The 18,310-nt window shown below is 41.4% G+C and carries 12 protein-coding genes; 6 read left to right on the top strand and 6 right to left on the bottom strand.

What is annotated here, in order from left to right; all coding sequences use genetic code 11:
- The first annotated feature begins 5 nt into the window (after window positions 1-5).
- Genes eboC through ACS5PU_RS20855 form a run of 4 tightly spaced genes read left to right on the top strand, consistent with a single transcriptional unit; the run spans window position 6 to window position 4,612 of the window.
- Window positions 6-890 carry a UbiA-like protein EboC gene (gene eboC, locus ACS5PU_RS20870; protein ID WP_439461106.1) on the top strand — a complete coding sequence of 295 codons (885 nt, stop codon included), beginning with the start codon at window positions 6-8 and terminating at the stop codon, window positions 888-890.
- A gap of 24 nt (window positions 891-914) precedes the next feature.
- Entirely contained in the window at window positions 915-2,078 is a 1,164-nt protein-coding gene (locus ACS5PU_RS20865) for a 3-dehydroquinate synthase (RefSeq protein ID WP_439461105.1), read from the top strand.
- 4 nt (window positions 2,079-2,082) lie between these two features.
- Window positions 2,083-3,255 (top strand): metabolite traffic protein EboE, encoded by a 1,173-nt coding sequence (gene eboE, locus ACS5PU_RS20860; protein ID WP_439461104.1) that lies wholly within the window; start codon window positions 2,083-2,085, stop codon window positions 3,253-3,255.
- Between the two features lie 4 nt (window positions 3,256-3,259).
- Window positions 3,260-4,612: an alkaline phosphatase family protein gene (locus tag ACS5PU_RS20855; RefSeq protein WP_439461103.1), complete on the top strand. Its 1,353-nt coding sequence runs from the start codon at window positions 3,260-3,262 to the stop codon at window positions 4,610-4,612.
- Window positions 4,613-4,716: 104 nt separating this feature from the next.
- Here ACS5PU_RS20855 and ACS5PU_RS20850 read toward each other — a convergent pair whose 3' ends face one another.
- Window positions 4,717-6,150, bottom strand: a complete 1,434-nt coding sequence (locus ACS5PU_RS20850; protein WP_439461102.1) for a PQQ-dependent sugar dehydrogenase — start codon at window positions 6,148-6,150, stop codon at window positions 4,717-4,719.
- Between the two features lie 173 nt (window positions 6,151-6,323).
- On the bottom strand, window positions 6,324-7,142 hold the full coding sequence (locus ACS5PU_RS20845; RefSeq protein WP_439461101.1) for an alpha/beta fold hydrolase: 819 nt from the start codon (window positions 7,140-7,142) through the stop codon (window positions 6,324-6,326).
- Between the two features lie 624 nt (window positions 7,143-7,766).
- Here ACS5PU_RS20845 and ACS5PU_RS20840 point away from each other — a divergent pair.
- The gene (locus ACS5PU_RS20840; RefSeq protein WP_439461100.1) at window positions 7,767-9,377 is read left to right on the top strand and encodes a Na+/H+ antiporter; all 1,611 of its coding nucleotides are present in this window, start codon (window positions 7,767-7,769) and stop codon (window positions 9,375-9,377) included.
- A gap of 78 nt (window positions 9,378-9,455) precedes the next feature.
- On the opposite strand, the gene ACS5PU_RS20835 is transcribed toward ACS5PU_RS20840, so the two are convergent.
- The 4 genes from ACS5PU_RS20835 to ACS5PU_RS20820 form a co-directional block, all read right to left on the bottom strand.
- Window positions 9,456-11,411: a sigma 54-interacting transcriptional regulator gene (locus tag ACS5PU_RS20835; protein WP_439461099.1), complete on the bottom strand. Its 1,956-nt coding sequence runs from the start codon at window positions 11,409-11,411 to the stop codon at window positions 9,456-9,458.
- A 237-nt stretch (window positions 11,412-11,648) separates the two neighbouring features.
- Complete coding sequence (locus tag ACS5PU_RS20830; RefSeq protein WP_439461098.1) at window positions 11,649-13,562, bottom strand: sigma 54-interacting transcriptional regulator; 1,914 nt, start codon at window positions 13,560-13,562, stop codon at window positions 11,649-11,651.
- 6 nt (window positions 13,563-13,568) lie between these two features.
- Window positions 13,569-15,866: a tetratricopeptide repeat-containing sensor histidine kinase gene (locus ACS5PU_RS20825; protein WP_439461097.1), complete on the bottom strand. Its 2,298-nt coding sequence runs from the start codon at window positions 15,864-15,866 to the stop codon at window positions 13,569-13,571.
- 63 nt (window positions 15,867-15,929) lie between these two features.
- Window positions 15,930-17,621: a sigma-54 interaction domain-containing protein gene (locus ACS5PU_RS20820; RefSeq protein ID WP_439461096.1), complete on the bottom strand. Its 1,692-nt coding sequence runs from the start codon at window positions 17,619-17,621 to the stop codon at window positions 15,930-15,932.
- A gap of 389 nt (window positions 17,622-18,010) precedes the next feature.
- Between ACS5PU_RS20820 and ACS5PU_RS20815 the strand changes: the two genes are divergently transcribed.
- Window positions 18,011-18,169 carry a hypothetical protein gene (locus ACS5PU_RS20815; RefSeq protein ID WP_439461095.1) on the top strand — a complete coding sequence of 53 codons (159 nt, stop codon included), beginning with the start codon at window positions 18,011-18,013 and terminating at the stop codon, window positions 18,167-18,169.
- The last annotated feature ends 141 nt before the right edge of the window (window positions 18,170-18,310 follow it).

The raw sequence follows: 18,310 nt of genomic DNA, 5'->3' as shown, positions 1-18,310 counted from the left end.
AAATATTGAAAAGAATAATTGTGTATCTGCGCATGATGCGCCCGGCCAATATCGTTACTTCAATAGCCGATATTTTAGCCGGTATTGCCATTTCTGGTGTTTTAAGCAATGGATTTTCCACGCCATGGCTTTCTATTGTATTGCTGGCAGCCTCTACAGCTTGTTTATATGGCGGAGGCATTGTTTTTAATGATGTTTTTGACGCCGAACTGGATAAAGTTGAACGTCCTGAACGGGCTATTCCAAGTGGACAGATCAGTTTACAAAACGCGGCCACTTTAGGTACGCTTTTGCTCTCTGGCGGAATTATACTGGCAGCCTTAAATAGTTTCACTTCGGGCATATTCGCCCTTTTGGTTACCGTTTTTGCTTTGCTCTATAATAAATTTGGCAAACACCATGCTTTTTTTGGTCCGTTGAATATGGGCTTATGCCGTGGTTTTAATTTATTATTGGGCTTAAGTATTGTACCCGAAATGCTTTACAGTCACTATTATCTGGCGGTAATTCCAGTAGTTTATATTTTTTCTATTACCATGACGAGCAGGGGTGAAGTGCATGGCGGCCATGCTAAAAACCTGTATATTGCTGCGTTTTTGTATGCCCTCGTAATCTGTGCTATTGCCGGCTTTGCGCTGGTTAACGATAGACTGCTTTGGTCGCTGCTGTTTTTGGTTCCTTTTACCTTTATGATTTTTAGACCGCTGTTAAAGGCAATAAAACAGCCTATCGGCAAAAATATTGGTGCTGCGGTTAAAGCAGGCGTAATATCGTTAATTTTAATGGATGCCGCTTGGGCAGTAACTTTCGATGCGCTGATCCTTGCTTTTGTAATTGCCGCATTATTGCCTTTGTCGTTAGGCCTCTCTAAATTATTCGCCGTTACCTAAACAACACACACATTATCCAATCATATGGAACATTTACATCAATCTTTCACCGTACAATATAACTATAACGTTTTCTTCACCTCAGCGCTGTTTTCACCTCAAAACGAATTGCTGAATAATTTTTTGATCAACTTAAACCCGGCCGTTACTGTAAAGAAAATTTTATTTGTAATTGATGAAGGTGTAGCCAGTGCACACCAAGGGCTTATTGATGAAATTAAGGCATATTTCTCCAAATATGATAAAACTCAACTGGTTCAGGAGGTTCTGATTATTCCGGGCGGAGAACAAGTGAAGAACGATACCCGTTATTTTGATCAGGTTTTGGAAGCCATCAATGTTCATGGTATTGATAGGCACTCTTTTGTTGCGGCAATTGGCGGTGGTGCCGTACTGGATATGGTAGGCTATGCCGCTACTGTGGCGCACAGGGGCATTAAGCACATCAGGATACCAAGTACCGTACTTTCGCAGAACGACTCGGGTGTTGGGGTAAAAAATGGCATCAATTACTTCAATAAAAAGAATTTTTTGGGCACTTTTTCGCCACCGGTTGCGGTATTTAATGATGAACTGTTTTTAAAAACCTTATCCGACCGCGATTGGCGTTCGGGTATTGCTGAAGCCATTAAAGTAGCATTGATTAAAGATGCTGAATTTTTTGAGTGGCTCGAAGCCAATGCAAGGGCACTTGCGGCGCGCAATACCGAAGCCATGAATTACCAGATCTGGAAATGTGCCAAACTGCACATGGAGCATATCCGCAGTGCCGATCCTTTCGAAAATGGTTCGGCCAGGCCGCTTGATTTCGGACACTGGAGCGCCCACAAACTCGAATACCTAACCAATTTCGAAATCAGGCATGGCGAAGCAGTGGCCATGGGGATTGCCCTGGATGCCGTATATTCAAATTTATCGGGCAGGATCAGTACAGCTGATGCACAACGGGTAATTGCCATCATCCAGGAACTTGGTTTCGAATTAACGCATCCTTTGTTGCAGGTTAAAGCAGGCAACAGCCCCATTTTAGATGGTTTAGAAGAGTTTAGGGAACACCTTGGCGGCCAGTTGACCATTACTTTGCTAACCGGCATTGGCAGTGGCGAAGAAGTTCATGAAATAGATGCTGAAATTTTGAAACAGGCGGCCGAAATGTTAAATAACCAAACCGCTATTATTCAACATTAACCCTATGAAATTAAATTCAGGACATTTAACTTTCTGTACCAATATTTATGCTGGCGAAAGCTGGGATGCTCATTTTGCAGTGTTAAAAGAGAGTTTTCCGGTTTTAAAGGCACAATTATCGCCAAATTCGGCAATGGGTATCGGTTTGCGCCTTTCCAACCTGGCCAGTATCGAACTATTGGAACACAATCATTCAACCGTTTTTAAACAATGGCTTGAAAATGAAGGTGGCTATGTTTTTACCATGAATGGATTTCCTTATGGCGGTTTTCACAATACGAGGGTTAAAGATCAGGTACATGCACCCGATTGGACAACTAAAGATAGGGTAGATTACACCTTGCGTTTGGCCGAAATCCTTTCGCAATTACTTCCTGACGGTATGGATGGTGGTATTTCTACTTCTCCATTAAGTTACAAACCTTGGTTCAGCGATGCTGTGGCAAGAGAAAAGGCCACCACTAGCGCAACTGCCAATATTATAAAAGTGGCCGAAGGTTTAGATCAGATTTATAACCAAACCAGCAAAATTATCCATCTGGATATTGAACCTGAACCTGATGGTTTTTTGGAATCAGGGCCTGAATTCATAAACTGGTATGAAAATAATCTCTTGCCTGCCGCAAATGCAGAAAAACTGATCAAAACACATATCCGCCTATGTTACGATGTTTGTCATTTTGCCATTGGTTATGAGCCACATATAGCCATTATCCATGAGCTGCGGCAAAAAGGCATCCTGATCGGGAAAATACAGATCAGCGCTGCGCTAAAAGCCAAGTTACCGGCCTCAGTATCCGAAAGGACAGCAGTATTGGCTGAACTGGGCCGTTTTGATGAGCCTACCTACCTGCACCAGGTAATTGCCAGAAAGAAGGATGGAAGCTTGCTACGCTATCCTGATCTTTCAGCAGCATTGGTAGAAGGCCAAGAGCCCGCAGTAGAGGAGTGGAGGGCACATTTTCACGTACCGATTTTTGTTGAAGATATGGGACTGATCCAATCTACCCAAAGCGATATAACCGAAGTATTGAACCTGCAAAAACAGCAGGCTTTTACCACCCACCTAGAAGTAGAAACCTATACCTGGGAAGTGTTACCAACAGCTTTAAAGGCTCCATTAAACGATTCGATTGTAAGGGAACTGGCTTGGGTAAAAACATTATTAGAACAGTAAGATTATGCATAAAACCGTTGTTATTGATATAGTGGGTTTATCTGCATCCGTAATTGGAGTGCATACACCCTTTATCCAAAAATATATTTCAGCAAACCATTTAACCACAATTGAACCCTTACTGCCTGCGGTTACTACGTCTGTACAGTCGAGTTACCTCACGGGCAAATTCCCTAACGAAACCGGGATTGTGGGCAATGGATGGTATGATCATGCCGATTCGGAAATCAAATTCTGGAAACAATCAAATAAACTGGTTAATGCCGATAAAATATGGGATCAGGCCAAAAAAGAAGATCCAAATTTTACCTGTGCCAATATGTTCTGGTGGTACAACATGTATTCAACGGCTGATTATTCGGTAACACCTCGTCCTAATTATTTGGCCGATGGCCGTAAATTGCCCGATTGTTATTCGCAACCAGCCGAACTGCGCGATTATTTACAGGATAAATTAGGACAGTTTCCGTTGTTCCAGTTTTGGGGGCCAGGGGCCAATATTAAATCAACCCGTTGGATTGCCGATGCAGCTATGGAAACCGAGCAGCTGCACAACCCAACGCTTACCCTTATTTATCTGCCCCACCTGGATTATTGCTTGCAAAAGTTTGGCCCAGATCTAGATAAAATCAGTCCAGAATTGAAAGAAATCGATCAGGTGGTTGAAGATCTTGTCCGTTTTTATGAGGCTAAAGGCGCGCGCATTATTTTACTTTCCGAATATGGCATTGCACCTGTAAATAACCCAATCCACCTTAACCGTTTGTTCAGGGAAAATGGCTTGATCCAGATCCGTGAAGAAAGAGGGTTGGAGCTTTTGGATCCGGGAGCATCTAAAGCCTTTGTAGTAGCCGATCATCAGGTTGCACATGTGTACATCAACGATAAAAGTGTGACCGAACAGGTGAAAGCATTATTGAAAAATGCTGCCGGTATTGAATTGGTGCTTGATAAGGAAGAACAGAAAGCGCATCACATCAACCACGAACGCTCTGGCGATCTGGTTTTGGTGGCAAAAGAAAATAGCTGGTTTACCTATTATTTTTGGCTGGACGATGCCAAAGCCCCTGATTATGCACGGGTAGTTGATATCCACAAAAAACCAGGTTACGATCCTGTAGAAATGTTTATGACTTCTAAACTGCGTGCAGCCTATAAATTGTTGAGAAAAAAAGCAGGGTTCCGTTATGTCATGGATGTTATTCCGCTTGATGCCACGCTGGTAAAAGGATCGCATGGGCGCGTAAATGTTGCCGATGCATTTAAACCTGTTTTGGTTACCCCGGAAGCAATTGATAAGACTTTACACGCGCCAGATGTTTACCAGGTTATTTGGGATAGTTTAACCGCAGGATAGTTTGATCTGCAAGAGGGCATACGATCTTTTAAGCATAACAGACAGGATCAGTTCCATTTCGGTACTGATCCTGTTTCCGTTTTATAGCATATTAGCAGGTTAATTTAATGAGCCGTGCCTTTACCTGAACTGGCAAGGATGAAGTCTGCAATTTCACTGATATCTGCATCGTTTATAGCGCCGTTCCAAGCGGGCATTCCCTTTTCAATAATGCCAAATTTGATGCTCTTGATGATCGATTTTTGATCTGATCCATAAAGGAAACTGCCTTTAAGAAAACCTTTAGCTGTTGCGGTTCCCTGCAGCTTATCTCCATGGCAGGAGGCGCAAAGTGAACCGAATATTTCCTTCGCTGTTTTTTTACTGCTGTTTAAAGGCACTTTTGTGGCAAACACCTGTTGATCGGCCATTCCAGTAGTAGCAGAAGGGCTGATGCAGAGGATCATATCGTCATGCTTATCACGTGGATGCCCTTCTCCCGGATCGTGCATGGAGGTAGAGAAATAAATTAAGCCATCTGGCCCTTCTACCAACGACCTGATTCTGCCGTACCGGTTTTTAAACATCACCATTTGATCGGTAATCTGATTATTTTTCAGGCTAATGTTCATGATGGATTCTCCGCGCAAACAGGCCATTAATAACCTGCCTTTTAACTGGGGCAAGCGATTCCCCTTGTAAAACATAATCTCAGCAGGGCCGATAGATGGCGAATATTGTTGAAGCGGCGGCTCCATTCCCTCGTGCCTATCATCGTGATGGATTAAGGGCCAGCCATAATTGGCTCCCTTTTTTATCAGGTTAATTTCATCGCCGCCGGTTGGTCCATGCTCAGAGGCGAACATTTGCCCTGTGCCAGGCTCAAAAGCAATGCCCTGGGGGTTGCGGTGGCCATACGACCAGATTTCTTTAAGGGCGGTATCATTTTTTACAAAGGGGTTATCCGATGGGATACTGCCATCGCTGTTAAGCCTAAGTATTTTACCGTTGTAGGCCTTTAAATCCTGCGCCAGCATGGGTTGGTCGGCGTCGCCAGTGGTAATATAGAGCTTTTTATCCGGACCAAATATCAGCCTGCAACCGGTATGGTTCTGATTGGCCGGGAGGTTTTGGAGTATAACCTTTGCATTTATCAGGGTATCGCCAATTAAATGATACCTTACTATCCTGAGTTTCATGCGTCCATCCAATAAATAATTACTGGCCAGATATACCTGTTGGTTCTTTTCAAAATCAGGATGCAGGCAAATCCCCAGTGCCCCAGATTTGTTTCTCAGCACAATATCATCCAGATTGAGTAGGCTTTTAGGAAGCAGTTTATGCTTTCTGATAATCCTTACCCGGCCTTCGCGTTCGGTAAACAGGATACTTTTATCGGGCAGGAATACTATTTGCCACGGAACCCTCAGGTTATCGGCTATAGTATCTATCCTGAACCCTTCGGCTGCTGGTGTGTATGTTTTTCGATAAGTGTTGAAAGCTGTAGCAAATAAGCCAAAAAGGATAAAAGACAGGATGATAATGCTTTTTTTATTCATCAGGATTTTGAATAGTTGGATGTTCTAATCTACTGATTTTTAACTTATTCTGAAAACGTGTTCGATAGTAAAGAACTGTAACTTAACGAAACAAAAAAGCGTAAAACAAATTAGCCGGATCATTTTTTGACGCCGGCTAATTTGTTGATATGGGTAAGCAGAAGCTGATTGATCTATGATTTTATAAATGCTAAAATATCCCTGTTAATTGTATCGGCTTCTGTTGTTGGCATGCCGTGCGGAAAGCCTGGATAAGAAATCAATTTTCCATTCGGTAATAATTTTGCTGCCCTTGGTGCCTGGTTAAAAGGAACAATCTGGTCGTCTTCGCCATGCAGTACCAATACCGGAATCTCAACACTTTTTAAATCTTCGGTAAAATCCGATTCTGAAAATGCTTTAATGCCATCATGATGTGCCAATACAGAGCCCATCATGCCCTGGCGCCACCAGTTGTGTTTAATGCCTTCGGCAATTTCTTTACCCTCACGGTTCCAGCCATAAAAGGCCACCGGAAAATCGTAAAAATATTGTGCCCTTGTAAAAGCGGTACCTTGACGGATTTCGTCAAATATAGCTAAAGGTACACCCTCAGGGTTACTTTCATTTTGAATCATAATCGGTGTTACAGCGCTAATTAATACTGCTTTTGCAACACGGCCTTTACCATATTTGGCAACGTAACGGATCGCTTCACCACCACCGGTTGAGTGGCCAATGTGAATGGCATCCTTCAAATCAAGTGCAGCTGTAAGTTCTGCAATGTCGGCTACGTAAGTATCCATATCATTACCGGTACCACTTTGACCTGAACGGCCATGTCCGCGGCGGTCGTGCGCAATTACACGGTATCCCTGTTTTAAGAAAAACATCATTTGGTTATCCCAGTCATCTCCAGATAGTGGCCATCCATGATGAAATACGATCGGTTGACCTGTTCCCCAATCTTTGTAGTAAATTTCAGTTCCGTCTTTTACTTTAATAGTACTCATAGCTTTTTTATTAGATTAAAATTTTAATGAATTAATCGGTTTTTTATGATTTAACAAATTAGTATAATGATGAACACTAAACTGTTGGTCATTGTTATGCTTTTTAGTTTACAATTTGCGATCCATTGGGTTAATCAATTGATTATAAGTTATTTGTAATTTATTTTGAGATAACTTCTTCGCGTTATTTCGTTAATTTACGTTGGTTTATCAACAAAAAACTAGAGGAGAGCTGCTTAGCCTTTATGTTTTTTATCATTAGAGGATGATGAAGCGTATTGCCGGGATTTTTGTTTCATCATCCAGTGAGTCTGATCACTACAGATTGATTTTATCCATCCACCGATTAATCTGCCCATCTCAACGATTGAAAAAGCCAAAATTTAAAGTGCTGCGCTAGATTTATATCAAATCTAAAAATCAGATATCATGCATTTGATAAGCTGCCTAAACACAAGTTATTTATCAGGCCAGCCTCAAGGCAATAGTGCCTTTAAATGCGTAAGGATAGTAAAATTACGTTATATCGTGAATTTGTAGGGATGAAATTGGTGTGATTTTACGCTCAAATAACTGACTATTTGTTGATTATATTTGTGGTTTATTCTTTGCCGGAAAAACGCTATGCATTACACCCTTCTTCAGTTTTTAATTTTACTTTCTGTGGCTTTCCTTTTGGTTATGCTGGCGCAAAAAGTTAAAATTTCCTATCCTATATTTTTAGTGGTTGCAGGTTTAGGGATCAGTTATATTCCGGGTATTCCGGCCATGTCTATCGATCCCGAAGTGATATTCCTGATTTTTCTGCCACCCTTGCTTTACGAAGCGGCCTGGTATACCTCATGGAACGATTTTTGGCGCTGGCGCAGGCCCATTAGTCTGCTCGCTTTTGGCCTGGTAATTATCACTTCTTTGGCTGTAGCCTTTTTAACTTCTTCTATGATTCCAGGCTTTACCCTGGCCATGGGCTTTTTACTGGGCGGAATAGTTTCTCCTCCCGATGCCATTGCGGCAACATCGGTATTAAAGAATATCAAGGTTCCGAAGCGGATTACCACCATTTTGGAAGGCGAAAGTTTGGTTAATGATGCTTCCAGTTTAATTGTGCTCCGTTTTGCTTTGGCTGCAGTAATCACAGGGCAATTTTCACTTTCGGATGCAACAGGCGATTTTTTACTGAGCACAGGCATGGGGATAGTAATCGGTTTGGCAGTGGCGCATGTATTGTACCTTATCCACCGGTTTTTACCTACTACACCGAGCATCGATGCGGCCATTACCTTAATTTCTCCTTATTTTATGTATCTGGCGGCAGAACAATTCCATTTTTCGGGCGTAATGGCCGTGGTAAGTGGAGGCTTGTTTTTATCTTACCGCTCGCACGAAATTTTTGTAGATGGACAAAGCCGTTTACAGGCCGTTAACGTGTGGGCAACCTTAACCATCATACTTAACGCACTGGTTTTTATTTTAATCGGATTGGAGCTGCCTATCATTATGGCCGGTTTAGAAGGCTATTCGCTTTGGGAAGCCTGTAGCTACGGGCTGATCATCAGTGCGCTTGTTATTGTGCTGCGTATTGCCTGGATTTATCCTGTAGCTTTCATCCCGCGATGGCTTTCGGCCAAGGTAAGAAAAAGCGAAGCCCACCCCGGCTGGAAAGGACCTTTAATTATCGGCTGGGCTGGGATGAGGGGAGTGGTTTCGTTGGCGGCTGCACTTTCCTTGCCCATTACTACGGCTGCAAACATTAATTTCCCGCACCGCAACTTAATCATCTTTATCACTTTTGTGGTTATTTTGGTTACGCTGGTTTTTCAGGGGCTTACTTTGCCGTACATCATCAAGGCCATTAACATTTATGAAATCGATCCGCTGGTACCCGATGAGCAGCAGGAGGCGAACATTAAGCTCAGATTGTTAAATGTTTCGTTAACTACGCTGAAAGAAAAATATGCTGATGAGATGGAGGGAATAGAATTGGTAAACGGGCTTAAAAATGAGTTGGAAAACAGTTTAAACCATGCCTCCAGAAGATTGGAATCGATGGAGTGCGAAGCCATAGAAAATGCGGAGATGGAAGTTTATAACCACATTTTGAAAGATATTTACCAGGTTCAGCGGCAAGAACTGCATAAAATCCGCAAGGAAAAGCAGTTTAGCGATGAGGTAATCCGGAAACAGGAAATGCAGATTGATTTATCGGATACCAAAATTCCGCACAAAAAGGCTTAATCAATTGGAGCATTAAGCCTGCCGGATAACCTTAAACGTTTATCCGGCTATAATTAAGAAATGACTGGGCAAGCTAAACTATTTTACAAATTCGAATTTTATACCTAGTTTTTTAATTTTTGAGTTTAACGTGGTGGATGGAATATTCAGGATTTCGGCTGCGCCACCTGGTCCGAATATTTTGCCTTTGCATAGGGTTAAGATGCTCAATATGTGCTCGCGTTCCATTTCTTCCATGGTTTTAACTTTGAAGTGTTCGCTACCGGCAAAATCGCTAGCAGCAACTGCGTTCGGAAGATCAATCTGCGTAATGGTTTCCCCTTCGGTTAACAACATGGTTCTTTCAACCAGGTGCTCCAGTTCTCTGATATTTCCGGGCCAATCGTAATCCTGTAACACATTCAGCGCTTCATTGCTGATTGAATTAACGGTAGATGATCCTTTTTTGCCGTATTTGTCCAAAAAATAATCAACCAATAGCGGTATATCTTCTTTCCGGTTTCTTAAGGCAGGCAGCGCTATCGGGAAAACATTTAAGCGGTAATATAAATCTAAACGGAAGCGGCCTTCGGCTACTTCTTTTTCCAGATTTCTGTTTGTAGCGGTAATAATCCTAACGTTTATCTTTTTGGTATGGTTTCCGCCTAGGCGCTCAATTTCTTTTTCTTGAAGCACCCTTAACAGTTTTACCTGCGCTTCTAAAGGAAGTTCGCCAATCTCATCCAAAAAGATAGAGCCTCCATCAGCCTGCTCAAATTTACCGATGCGTTTATCGTTTGCGCCTGTAAAAGAGCCTTTCTCATGGCCAAAAAGTTCCGATTCAATCAGCGTTAGCGGTAAAGCAGCACAATTTACGGTAACCAAGGGCTTGTTTTTACGGGGAGAGAGTTGATGGATGGTTTGGGCAATTTTCTCTTTCCCGGTACCACTTTCGCCCAGTATCAGTACCGAAGTATCGTCTGGCGCCACCAGCTCTAGCTTTTTAAAAGCGGCATGCAATAAAGGGCTGTTACCAACAATACCGTTAAAATCTTTGGGTATTTCGGTAGGTTGTTCCCGCTTAACAATCGGTTTTTCGGCAATGCTTAAAGCAGGAGCGGGGCTTTGGGCAGCAACATCTTTGCTGTAAATTACTTTGTCTAAAATCAGCTCCAGGCTTTTTTTAAACTGATTGATAATCCCTGTATGAACTTTGGTGTATAAATCTGAAGCCTGGTTAAAAAAAACAAACTGGAGCAGCTCGCCAGCTCTTTCCACTTCAACAATTAATGCCGATTCGAGTTTGTAATGATTGGAAAGTGCTTGTATCCATAAACTTTCCATTCTTAGTTTCCTGAAATCGTAGCCGTTAAAAACCGATTTTCCATTAAGCGCAATAGCACTGGTATTCCAGGCTTTAAAATCGCGGCTGGAAACGTTAATCTCTTTTAATAGGGTTTCGTTACTGAGCGTGTCGAATTTTCCGTTGGTTAAATGGATCAGGTTAACATCTTTTATGCTTGTTCGTGGCTGCATTTTGGTAATCCATAAAAAATCAAAAGGTATTACGGGGTGTAACACAGCGCTGATCTGTTTCAGCCGCTCGGCAATCGGTTCTTGCTTATCTGCAAGGTGTTCAATCTGTTTTTGTAGCGAGGGTTCAGTATGGTGGTTGTATTTTAAGTTCTGCTCGTGCCTGTAACGGGCAATATCCAGCATTACCATCAGGTCTTTTTCGCGGAATGGCTTTACTAAAAAACCATAGGGCAGGGTGGCTTTTGCGGCTTCTAAAATACCCTGATTGGTATTTGCCGAAATGTAAATAAACGGAATTCCCATTTCAGTGAGCTGTCCAGCCAGGTCAATACCCGTTTTATCGCCCTGTAAAAAAATATCCAGTAATATCCATTCGGGTTGCTTTGTAGCAATCAACTCCAAAGCTTTTACCACCGATGGCGCAATTCCACACACTTTATAGCCAGCTTTTTCGAGCATGATCCGCAGATCGTTGGCTACAATAAATTCATCTTCTACAATTAAGATTTTCTGTTTCATTTTTCAATTTCGGGCGAGCGTAACATACAAACCGGCAACAGCCTGATTTTGGATTTTGAATAGGAATTCCCTTTGAGGAAAGCATTTTTAAAATTTCGGTCAAAAACTGTCTGCGCAAATTAACACAGTGCTAATAAGTCAAGAAAAATACCAATGTATAAGTTTTTGTTTATCAGTGTTTTGTTTGGTTTTTGCGTTTTGAAAATTTATGATATATCGTCGATTTACTAAATGTCATTAGCGCTGAATATCCAGTTTTTTTATTTTCGAATTCAATGTGGTTGCCGGTATGCCCAACAATTCGGCTGCACCGCCACTGCCCGCTACTTTACCTTTGCATAGCTCCAAAACCCTGATAATGTGGTCTCTTTCGTTGTCTGTAATAGATTTTATGCCATTCTGCGGGATAGGTTCATCGTTTTTAGCTCCCAATTCTAAACAATTTATATCGAGTGTACCATTAGATGATAAAAGAATTGCCCTTAATATAATGTGTTCTAGCTCCCTGATGTTGCCCGGCCAATCGTACTGCAGTAAACGGTCTATAAATTCTTTAGGTATTTCTGGAATGTGTTTGCCAATTGATTTTGCATGCTTTTGAACAAAATATTCGGTCAATACCGGTATATCGGTTTTGCGTTGGCGGAGCGGCGGAATGTGGATTGGAAAAACATTGAGTCGGTAAAACAGATCGAGCCTAAACCTGCCTTTTGCAATCTCTTTTTCTAAATGGAGATTGGTGGCTGCAATGATTCTTAAATCAACAGCAATGGGCTTTGTGCCGCCAATGCGTTCAATTTCCTTTTCCTGAAGTACCCGAAGCAGTTTAGCCTGAAGATCGAAAGGCATTTCGCCAATCTCATCCAAAAAAATGGTGCCCCCGTTGGCTTCTTCAAATTTTCCGACCCTGGTATTGATGGCTCCTGTAAAGGCACCTTTTTCATGACCGAATAAAATAGATTCAATTAAGTCGGCAGGCAGGGCAGCACAATTTACCGCTACAATGGATTTGCTATTGCGGTGCGATAAACGGTGAAGGCTCTTGGCAATTTCCTCTTTTCCAGTTCCGCTTTCTCCGGTAATCAGTACCGAGGTATCGGTTGGTGCCACAATTTTGAGTTTATCTAAAACAGCCAGTAGTGCCGTGCTCTTGCCAATAATATTTTCGAAATTGTTTTTGGCCAAGGCATAGGTGTCTTTTTGCAGACTGGATTCTTTTCCTGCTTTTTCGAGTTCGATAATATGGACCAGTTTTTTCTCTAAAGTGCCCGCTAAGAAATTAAGCAGTTCCATATGGGCCGGCTGATAAATATTTTCGGTTCTGCTGTAAAACGAAATACTGATCTGGTCGCCATTTTCCAAATAGAATGTTTTTACCAGATTGGAATGGAGATGATAGGTATTGGCAATTAAATTTTTCATTGGTGCAGCCTTTTTTACCTTTTCAAAATCATCGCCAATGTAAATGGCATCGGCCGTAGTTTCGGGCACCAATTGGTTAATGGTATTGTATTCGTTGCGGCTTAAGCCTGTATATTTCAAGAATTCGCTAACGGTAAATAAATCGTACTGATCGAAGTTTTTTCGGGTGATACCAATTTCGCTGTATCTTTTTTTATCCTTTCCGATGCCCGAAAGCGCAATAAAATCAAAAGGCACATAAGGTTGGAATGCACTTGCAATAGAGAGGATTTTTTTTTGCCAGGTTAACGATTTCATTGAAATATCGACAATAAAATCGCGCATAAAACGCTCGCTGCTCATTTTCATGTTATGGTTGTTGTTCTTACGGTACCGGGCAATATCAATGCTGAGCAGAACATCGCGGTCGCGGTAAGGTTTAACAATAAAACCATAGGGGAAGGTAGATTTTGCGGCCTCGAGCACCTTTTCGTTCGAGTTTGCCGAGATGTAAATGAATGGGATCTGGTTTTTCATCAACTGGTGCGCCAGATCAATTCCGGTGTGCCTGCCTTTAAGGTAAATATCCAGCAGTACCAGATCAACGGCCTGTTTTTCGAGTATGGCCAGTGCACTTTTAACCGAATCGGCAATGCCGGCAACCTGATAGCCTGCACGCTGCAAAATCATCTGCAGATCGTGGGCTACAATAAACTCATCTTCAACAATTAGGATCTTTTCGGTCATCATTTTAATTTAATCATTCAGCAGCAATAAATCATCATGTGTATTGGCAAATAGGAGGCTAATCAAAACCCCATCCCTGTTTTCCATGGTAAAAACACCGTCTATCTGTGCGCTTAGCCCTTTCATCAGGGTTAGGCCCAAGGTGCGGCTTTGTTCGAAATCAAAATCAGCAGGTAGGCCAATGCCGTTATCTTTAATCATTAACTTGTAGCGGTTGGGTTCCTGCTCCTTTAAACTGATGTCGATTTTTCCTGTGGTTACCTGTGGAAAAGCATATTTGAATATATTGGTAATGGCCTCGTTAATAATTAATCCCAGGGGAACTGCTTTCGCAATATCGAGTTCGAGGTTTAAAATATCCAGTTCGAATTTTATCCGTTTACCGTCGGTTAGGCTCTCATTTAAATAGGCCACCAGTTCTATAATGTAGGGTTGGATATTGATGGTAGCCACATGATCGGTTTGGTAAAGCTTTTGATGGATCAGGGCAATGCTTTTTAACCGGTGCTGACTTTCCCTTATCGCCTCAATTGCCGATAAATCTTCGAGGTAATAACTCTGGCTGTTCAATAAGCTCATGGTAAGCTGCAGGTTGTTCTTAACCCGGTGGTGTACTTCTTTAATTAAGCTTTCTTTTTCTTCAATCAGTTTGTTTTTTTGCTGCACGTTCACTTCTAGTTTAGCGTAAGCAAGGTCTATATCTGCTTTCTTTTTTACCAGTGTATCATGAAGTTTCTTTTTCAGCCGGAACCTGCCGTAAATTAAAACAAGAACGATGGTTAAAAAAGCGGAACCGGTTATGGTTGCATTTTTGATCAGTTGAATGCGGTTTAGCTCCTGGCTCTGCAGCTGCGATTTCTTTCTGAGGATTTCATTTTCATTCTCCTTTTGCGAAGCCTGAAATTCGATTTTCAGCCGCTCAATCGTATTCAGATTTTCTTGACTCAGCATCGAATCCCTTAGCTTATGGAAATTTTGAAGGTGGAGAATGGCTTCTGCAGGGCGTTGTGTGGATTGATCTATTTTGTAAAGGATTTCGTTTAGCCGGATCTGCCTGGGCAGGGTCATGCTGATCTGGTTTTCTTTCGCCTTTTCTGCAAATTGTAAGGCCATCCCGTATTTGTTCTGGGCAAAATAAAATTCGCTTACCGAGAAAAAAACAGAGGTTTGAAAAGGATTTGAAAGTGTTTTTAGGGTAGTCTCTTCCAGCAGAAGATTGAAGTATTTTTTAGCCAGATCGTACTTTTTTAAAGCAGAATAGCATTCGCCAAAAGCTAGAAAAATAAAATACTCATGCCCGCTCGATGGATTGTTTACTTCGCTCCATGTTTTTTTAAGTATGGCCAGCGCCTTTTCCTGTTCGCCCAATTTAATCATCTGGCTGGTAATGGCATATGCCGTAATGAAACGGTACGGGTCTTTCTTGTCTTCACTATTAAGGGTTTTGCTGTACCATGATATACTTTCTCTGGCTTTGCCCATAGCCTCGTAGGCAGAGCCAACCCGGTTTAAAAAAGTATTTAGTACTTCCTCCTTATTGTTTTGAGCGGTTTTTACGCTCAGTAATGCACAATTTAATGCCTTGCTCAATTCTCCTTTCCTTTCGTAAACTGCCGAGAGTAAATCGTATGCCATTGGAAGATTGGGGAGCTTAAATTTTTTGTCCAGTGCAATCACCTCAAAAAGCTCGCTGATGGCCAGATCAAACTTTTCTTCTTCCAAATGGAAATCGGCCATGGCTTTTAGAAGCCTTGCTTCCCTATATTTTTCGTCGAAAGAAGTGCCAATTTCTTTGTAAAGTGCATGCGCATTGGCAGCCCTGTTGTAGAAGGTTTTGTTCCTGTAATCCGAAACCGTATCAGGGATATTAACATAATAGGCATGCCAGGCACTGGCTTCCAAGCGCTTATTGCCCATTTTTTTTGCGATTGAAATTGCGCTTTCATAGGTAGATGCCTGCTGTACCTTTAATTTTTTACGGTGCAAGAGGCGCGCATACATCATCAGTGATCGGAACTCCCAATATGGCGATTGAAGCTGATGGCTCAGGTTGCGTGCTTTGACCAGATAGGGCAGTGCTTTGGCCAAATGTTCCTGCTGCTTTTCCTCCTGGTTAATGTAGTGGTTGGCAATTTTTATCAGGTATTTAATGCGGCTGGTATCAGGCTTTGATTGAGCAAGGAGGATGGTTAATTGCTGTAGCGAATCGGCATGGTTTAAGTTGCTTAGCTGTTTTTGGACCGAACTGCCGCTTACTTTGATGAAAATGAGGTTAAAAACCCAAAGAATGGCAATAACAGCTACCATTTTACAGATAGGTTTGAATATTGTAACGCTTTTAAACAACCTGTTTAATTGTACCATTAAATTTTACTTGTTGAGGATGTGCTCCCGTTTAATTTTGAATTTTTTAATTTTTGAGTTAAGCGTTGTTGCTGGGATGTTTAATATTTCGGCTGCCCCGCCTACACCAGATATTTTGCCATTACAGCGTTTTAATATGGATAAAATATGGTCGCGCTCATTTTCATAAATGCTCTTTATTTTTTGTTCTTCTCCATTGCTGATCGCCTCATTCCTATCTATTTTAGGCAGGTGGATTTCTTTAATGATGCTGCTGGGAGCCAATAAAATGCTTCTTTCAATCAAGTGCTCGAGTTCCCTAACATTTCCGGGCCAGGGGTAGAGCATTAATTTATTCAGTGCGCTTTTGGAAATGGCGTTTACCTGCCTGCCGGTTTTTTTTGCTATATGCCCAATAAAGTACGCAACCAGATAAGGGATATCTTCGAGCCTATCTCTCAACGGTGGAAGCGCAATCGGAAATACATTTAACCTGTAATAGAGGTCGTTCCTAAAGTTTCCTTTTTCTACCTCCTTTAATAAATTCCTGTTGGTGGCCGCAACAATCCTAACATTTGTTTTAATTACGTCCTTTCCGCCAATGCGTTCAATTTCTTTTTCCTGCAATGCCCTGAGTAGCTTAACCTGAAGTTCGAGGGAGAGTTCGCCAATTTCATCTAAAAACAACGTGCCATTGTGGGCCAGTTCAAACTTGCCTATGCGCCTTTCCGTAGCCCCGGTAAAGCTTCCCTTTTCATGACCAAAAAGTTCGCTTTCGGCCAGGCTGGCGGGTATTGCAGCGCAGTTAATTTTTACCATCAGCTCGTTTCGGCGCAGAGAAGCGTTATGTATAGCTCGGGCAATAAGCTCTTTTCCTGTTCCGGTTTCGCCAACAATAAGCACGGTGCTGTCTGTGGTGGCTACATGGTCAATTAAATGGAAAATACCGTTTAACGATTTGCTTTGGCCAATAATTTCAGCGTGATTGTATTTGTGCAGGATCTCTTCTTGAAGGTAACTTTTTTCGTCTTCTAACTTTTGTTTATACTCATTAATCTCTAAAAGCTGCTGTTCTATTTTGCTGTTTGCCAATATGTTCGATATGGCAATCGAAATCTGCAGCGAAATACCCTGGAGTAGATCAAAATAAATGTTCGATAATGAATTTGCGTTTTTAGCGTAAAGGTAAAAGAAACCGATACAGGCCGATCGGTCGACCATTTTCAGGCCTATCATTTCTTTAATGCCTTTGTTGTGCCAAAACTCCAGCCATGCAGGCGCATCAGGCCATGTGAGCACTTCTTCAACATTAAAAACGATAGGTTTTTCAGCGGCAATCATGGCGTTGCACATGCCATCATCAAGTGTATATTTTTCTGATGATTTAGGCGGAATACCAGCTGTTTTAAGGAAATCTTCTTTTTGATTGTAGATAAAGGCACTGTGTGTTAACCCATCATCATTTATCAAACAGATAACGAAATCATCAAAGTCGAACAGTTTTTTCAGCTTTTGATCAATCACATCAAACAGATCGAGCTTGTTGCGTATGGAGGCTATGGCATTACTTAAAGATAATAGTACTGCGTTTTCTTTTTCTTTCTGTTCCAGCTTTTTAAGCAGTAGGGCATTTTCTTTTTCAATGGCAAAGGCTCCGCTTGCGTTTGGGGGATTGTGCTGTTTGTTTTTAATTCCAGTTCGATTACCCTTGCTTTCCATAATGCTAAAGTAGGGTTTATTAATTTAAATAACGTTTTTTATTCATGTAAATATGTAACGAAATTTCGTTATTTAGTTTTGTAACTTATTGAATATTAATTTATTAAAATGTATTTTTAATGTGTATATTTTTTGTATTATTTCGCTATACACACCGGCTTTATTTTTCATTTCTGTATGCTGATTTGAGCTTATATGTCTTAAATGGTAAAAAAATATGAGCTGCACCAATAAAAAATTTGCGTTTCTTTTCTGCGCAATCGCTGAGATCAGCGGGAAATCACTTCAGCTATTTATTCCCCGCGGATAAAAAGGATAAAAGCCGCAGATTTAGGGAAACCATATAAGAGGCATAAGACATTTGCTTATATGTTCATTAAAATGCTTATATGGTAAAAAAAGGGTGTAGGTACCATATTTTGCCTCCGGTTTTAACCGCAGGCATTTTGTTCTGTGCCTCTGTGGCAAAAACTGCAAAAAGCTTTTCATGGGGGCACTACGACCAGTATGCTACAGGTAAACCATATAAGGAATGTAAGGTTATTTAAGCTTATAGGTGTACTTACTTGCCTTATGGTAAAAAAATGGATATGTTAAATTCGCGAAATTCGTAAATCAACGATATATGGTTAATCTTAAATTAATGAATTATGTGTAATTAACTGATTATTAGTTTTTTGCGTGGTGGT

Origin of the sequence: Pedobacter sp. GSP4 (assembly GCF_051857575.1) — a bacterium.
Classification (GTDB): domain Bacteria; phylum Bacteroidota; class Bacteroidia; order Sphingobacteriales; family Sphingobacteriaceae; genus Pedobacter.
Note: the sequence above shows the minus strand (reverse complement) of the source record. Positions and strands in the feature narration are given on the sequence as shown.

Coding starts and splice junctions, on each gene's coding strand:
- ACS5PU_RS20820 (WP_439461096.1), bottom strand. CDS start 17,621: ATGGAAAGCAAGGGTAATCGAACTGGAATTAAAAACAAACAGCACAAT.
- ACS5PU_RS20855 (WP_439461103.1), top strand. CDS start 3,260: ATGCATAAAACCGTTGTTATTGATATAGTGGGTTTATCTGCATCCGTA.
- ACS5PU_RS20825 (WP_439461097.1), bottom strand. CDS start 15,866: ATGGTAGCTGTTATTGCCATTCTTTGGGTTTTTAACCTCATTTTCATC.
- eboE (WP_439461104.1), top strand. CDS start 2,083: ATGAAATTAAATTCAGGACATTTAACTTTCTGTACCAATATTTATGCT.
- ACS5PU_RS20815 (WP_439461095.1), top strand. CDS start 18,011: ATGGTAAAAAAAGGGTGTAGGTACCATATTTTGCCTCCGGTTTTAACC.
- ACS5PU_RS20830 (WP_439461098.1), bottom strand. CDS start 13,562: ATGATGACCGAAAAGATCCTAATTGTTGAAGATGAGTTTATTGTAGCC.
- ACS5PU_RS20840 (WP_439461100.1), top strand. CDS start 7,767: ATGCATTACACCCTTCTTCAGTTTTTAATTTTACTTTCTGTGGCTTTC.
- ACS5PU_RS20850 (WP_439461102.1), bottom strand. CDS start 6,150: ATGAATAAAAAAAGCATTATCATCCTGTCTTTTATCCTTTTTGGCTTA.
- ACS5PU_RS20865 (WP_439461105.1), top strand. CDS start 915: ATGGAACATTTACATCAATCTTTCACCGTACAATATAACTATAACGTT.
- ACS5PU_RS20845 (WP_439461101.1), bottom strand. CDS start 7,142: ATGAGTACTATTAAAGTAAAAGACGGAACTGAAATTTACTACAAAGAT.
- ACS5PU_RS20835 (WP_439461099.1), bottom strand. CDS start 11,411: ATGAAACAGAAAATCTTAATTGTAGAAGATGAATTTATTGTAGCCAAC.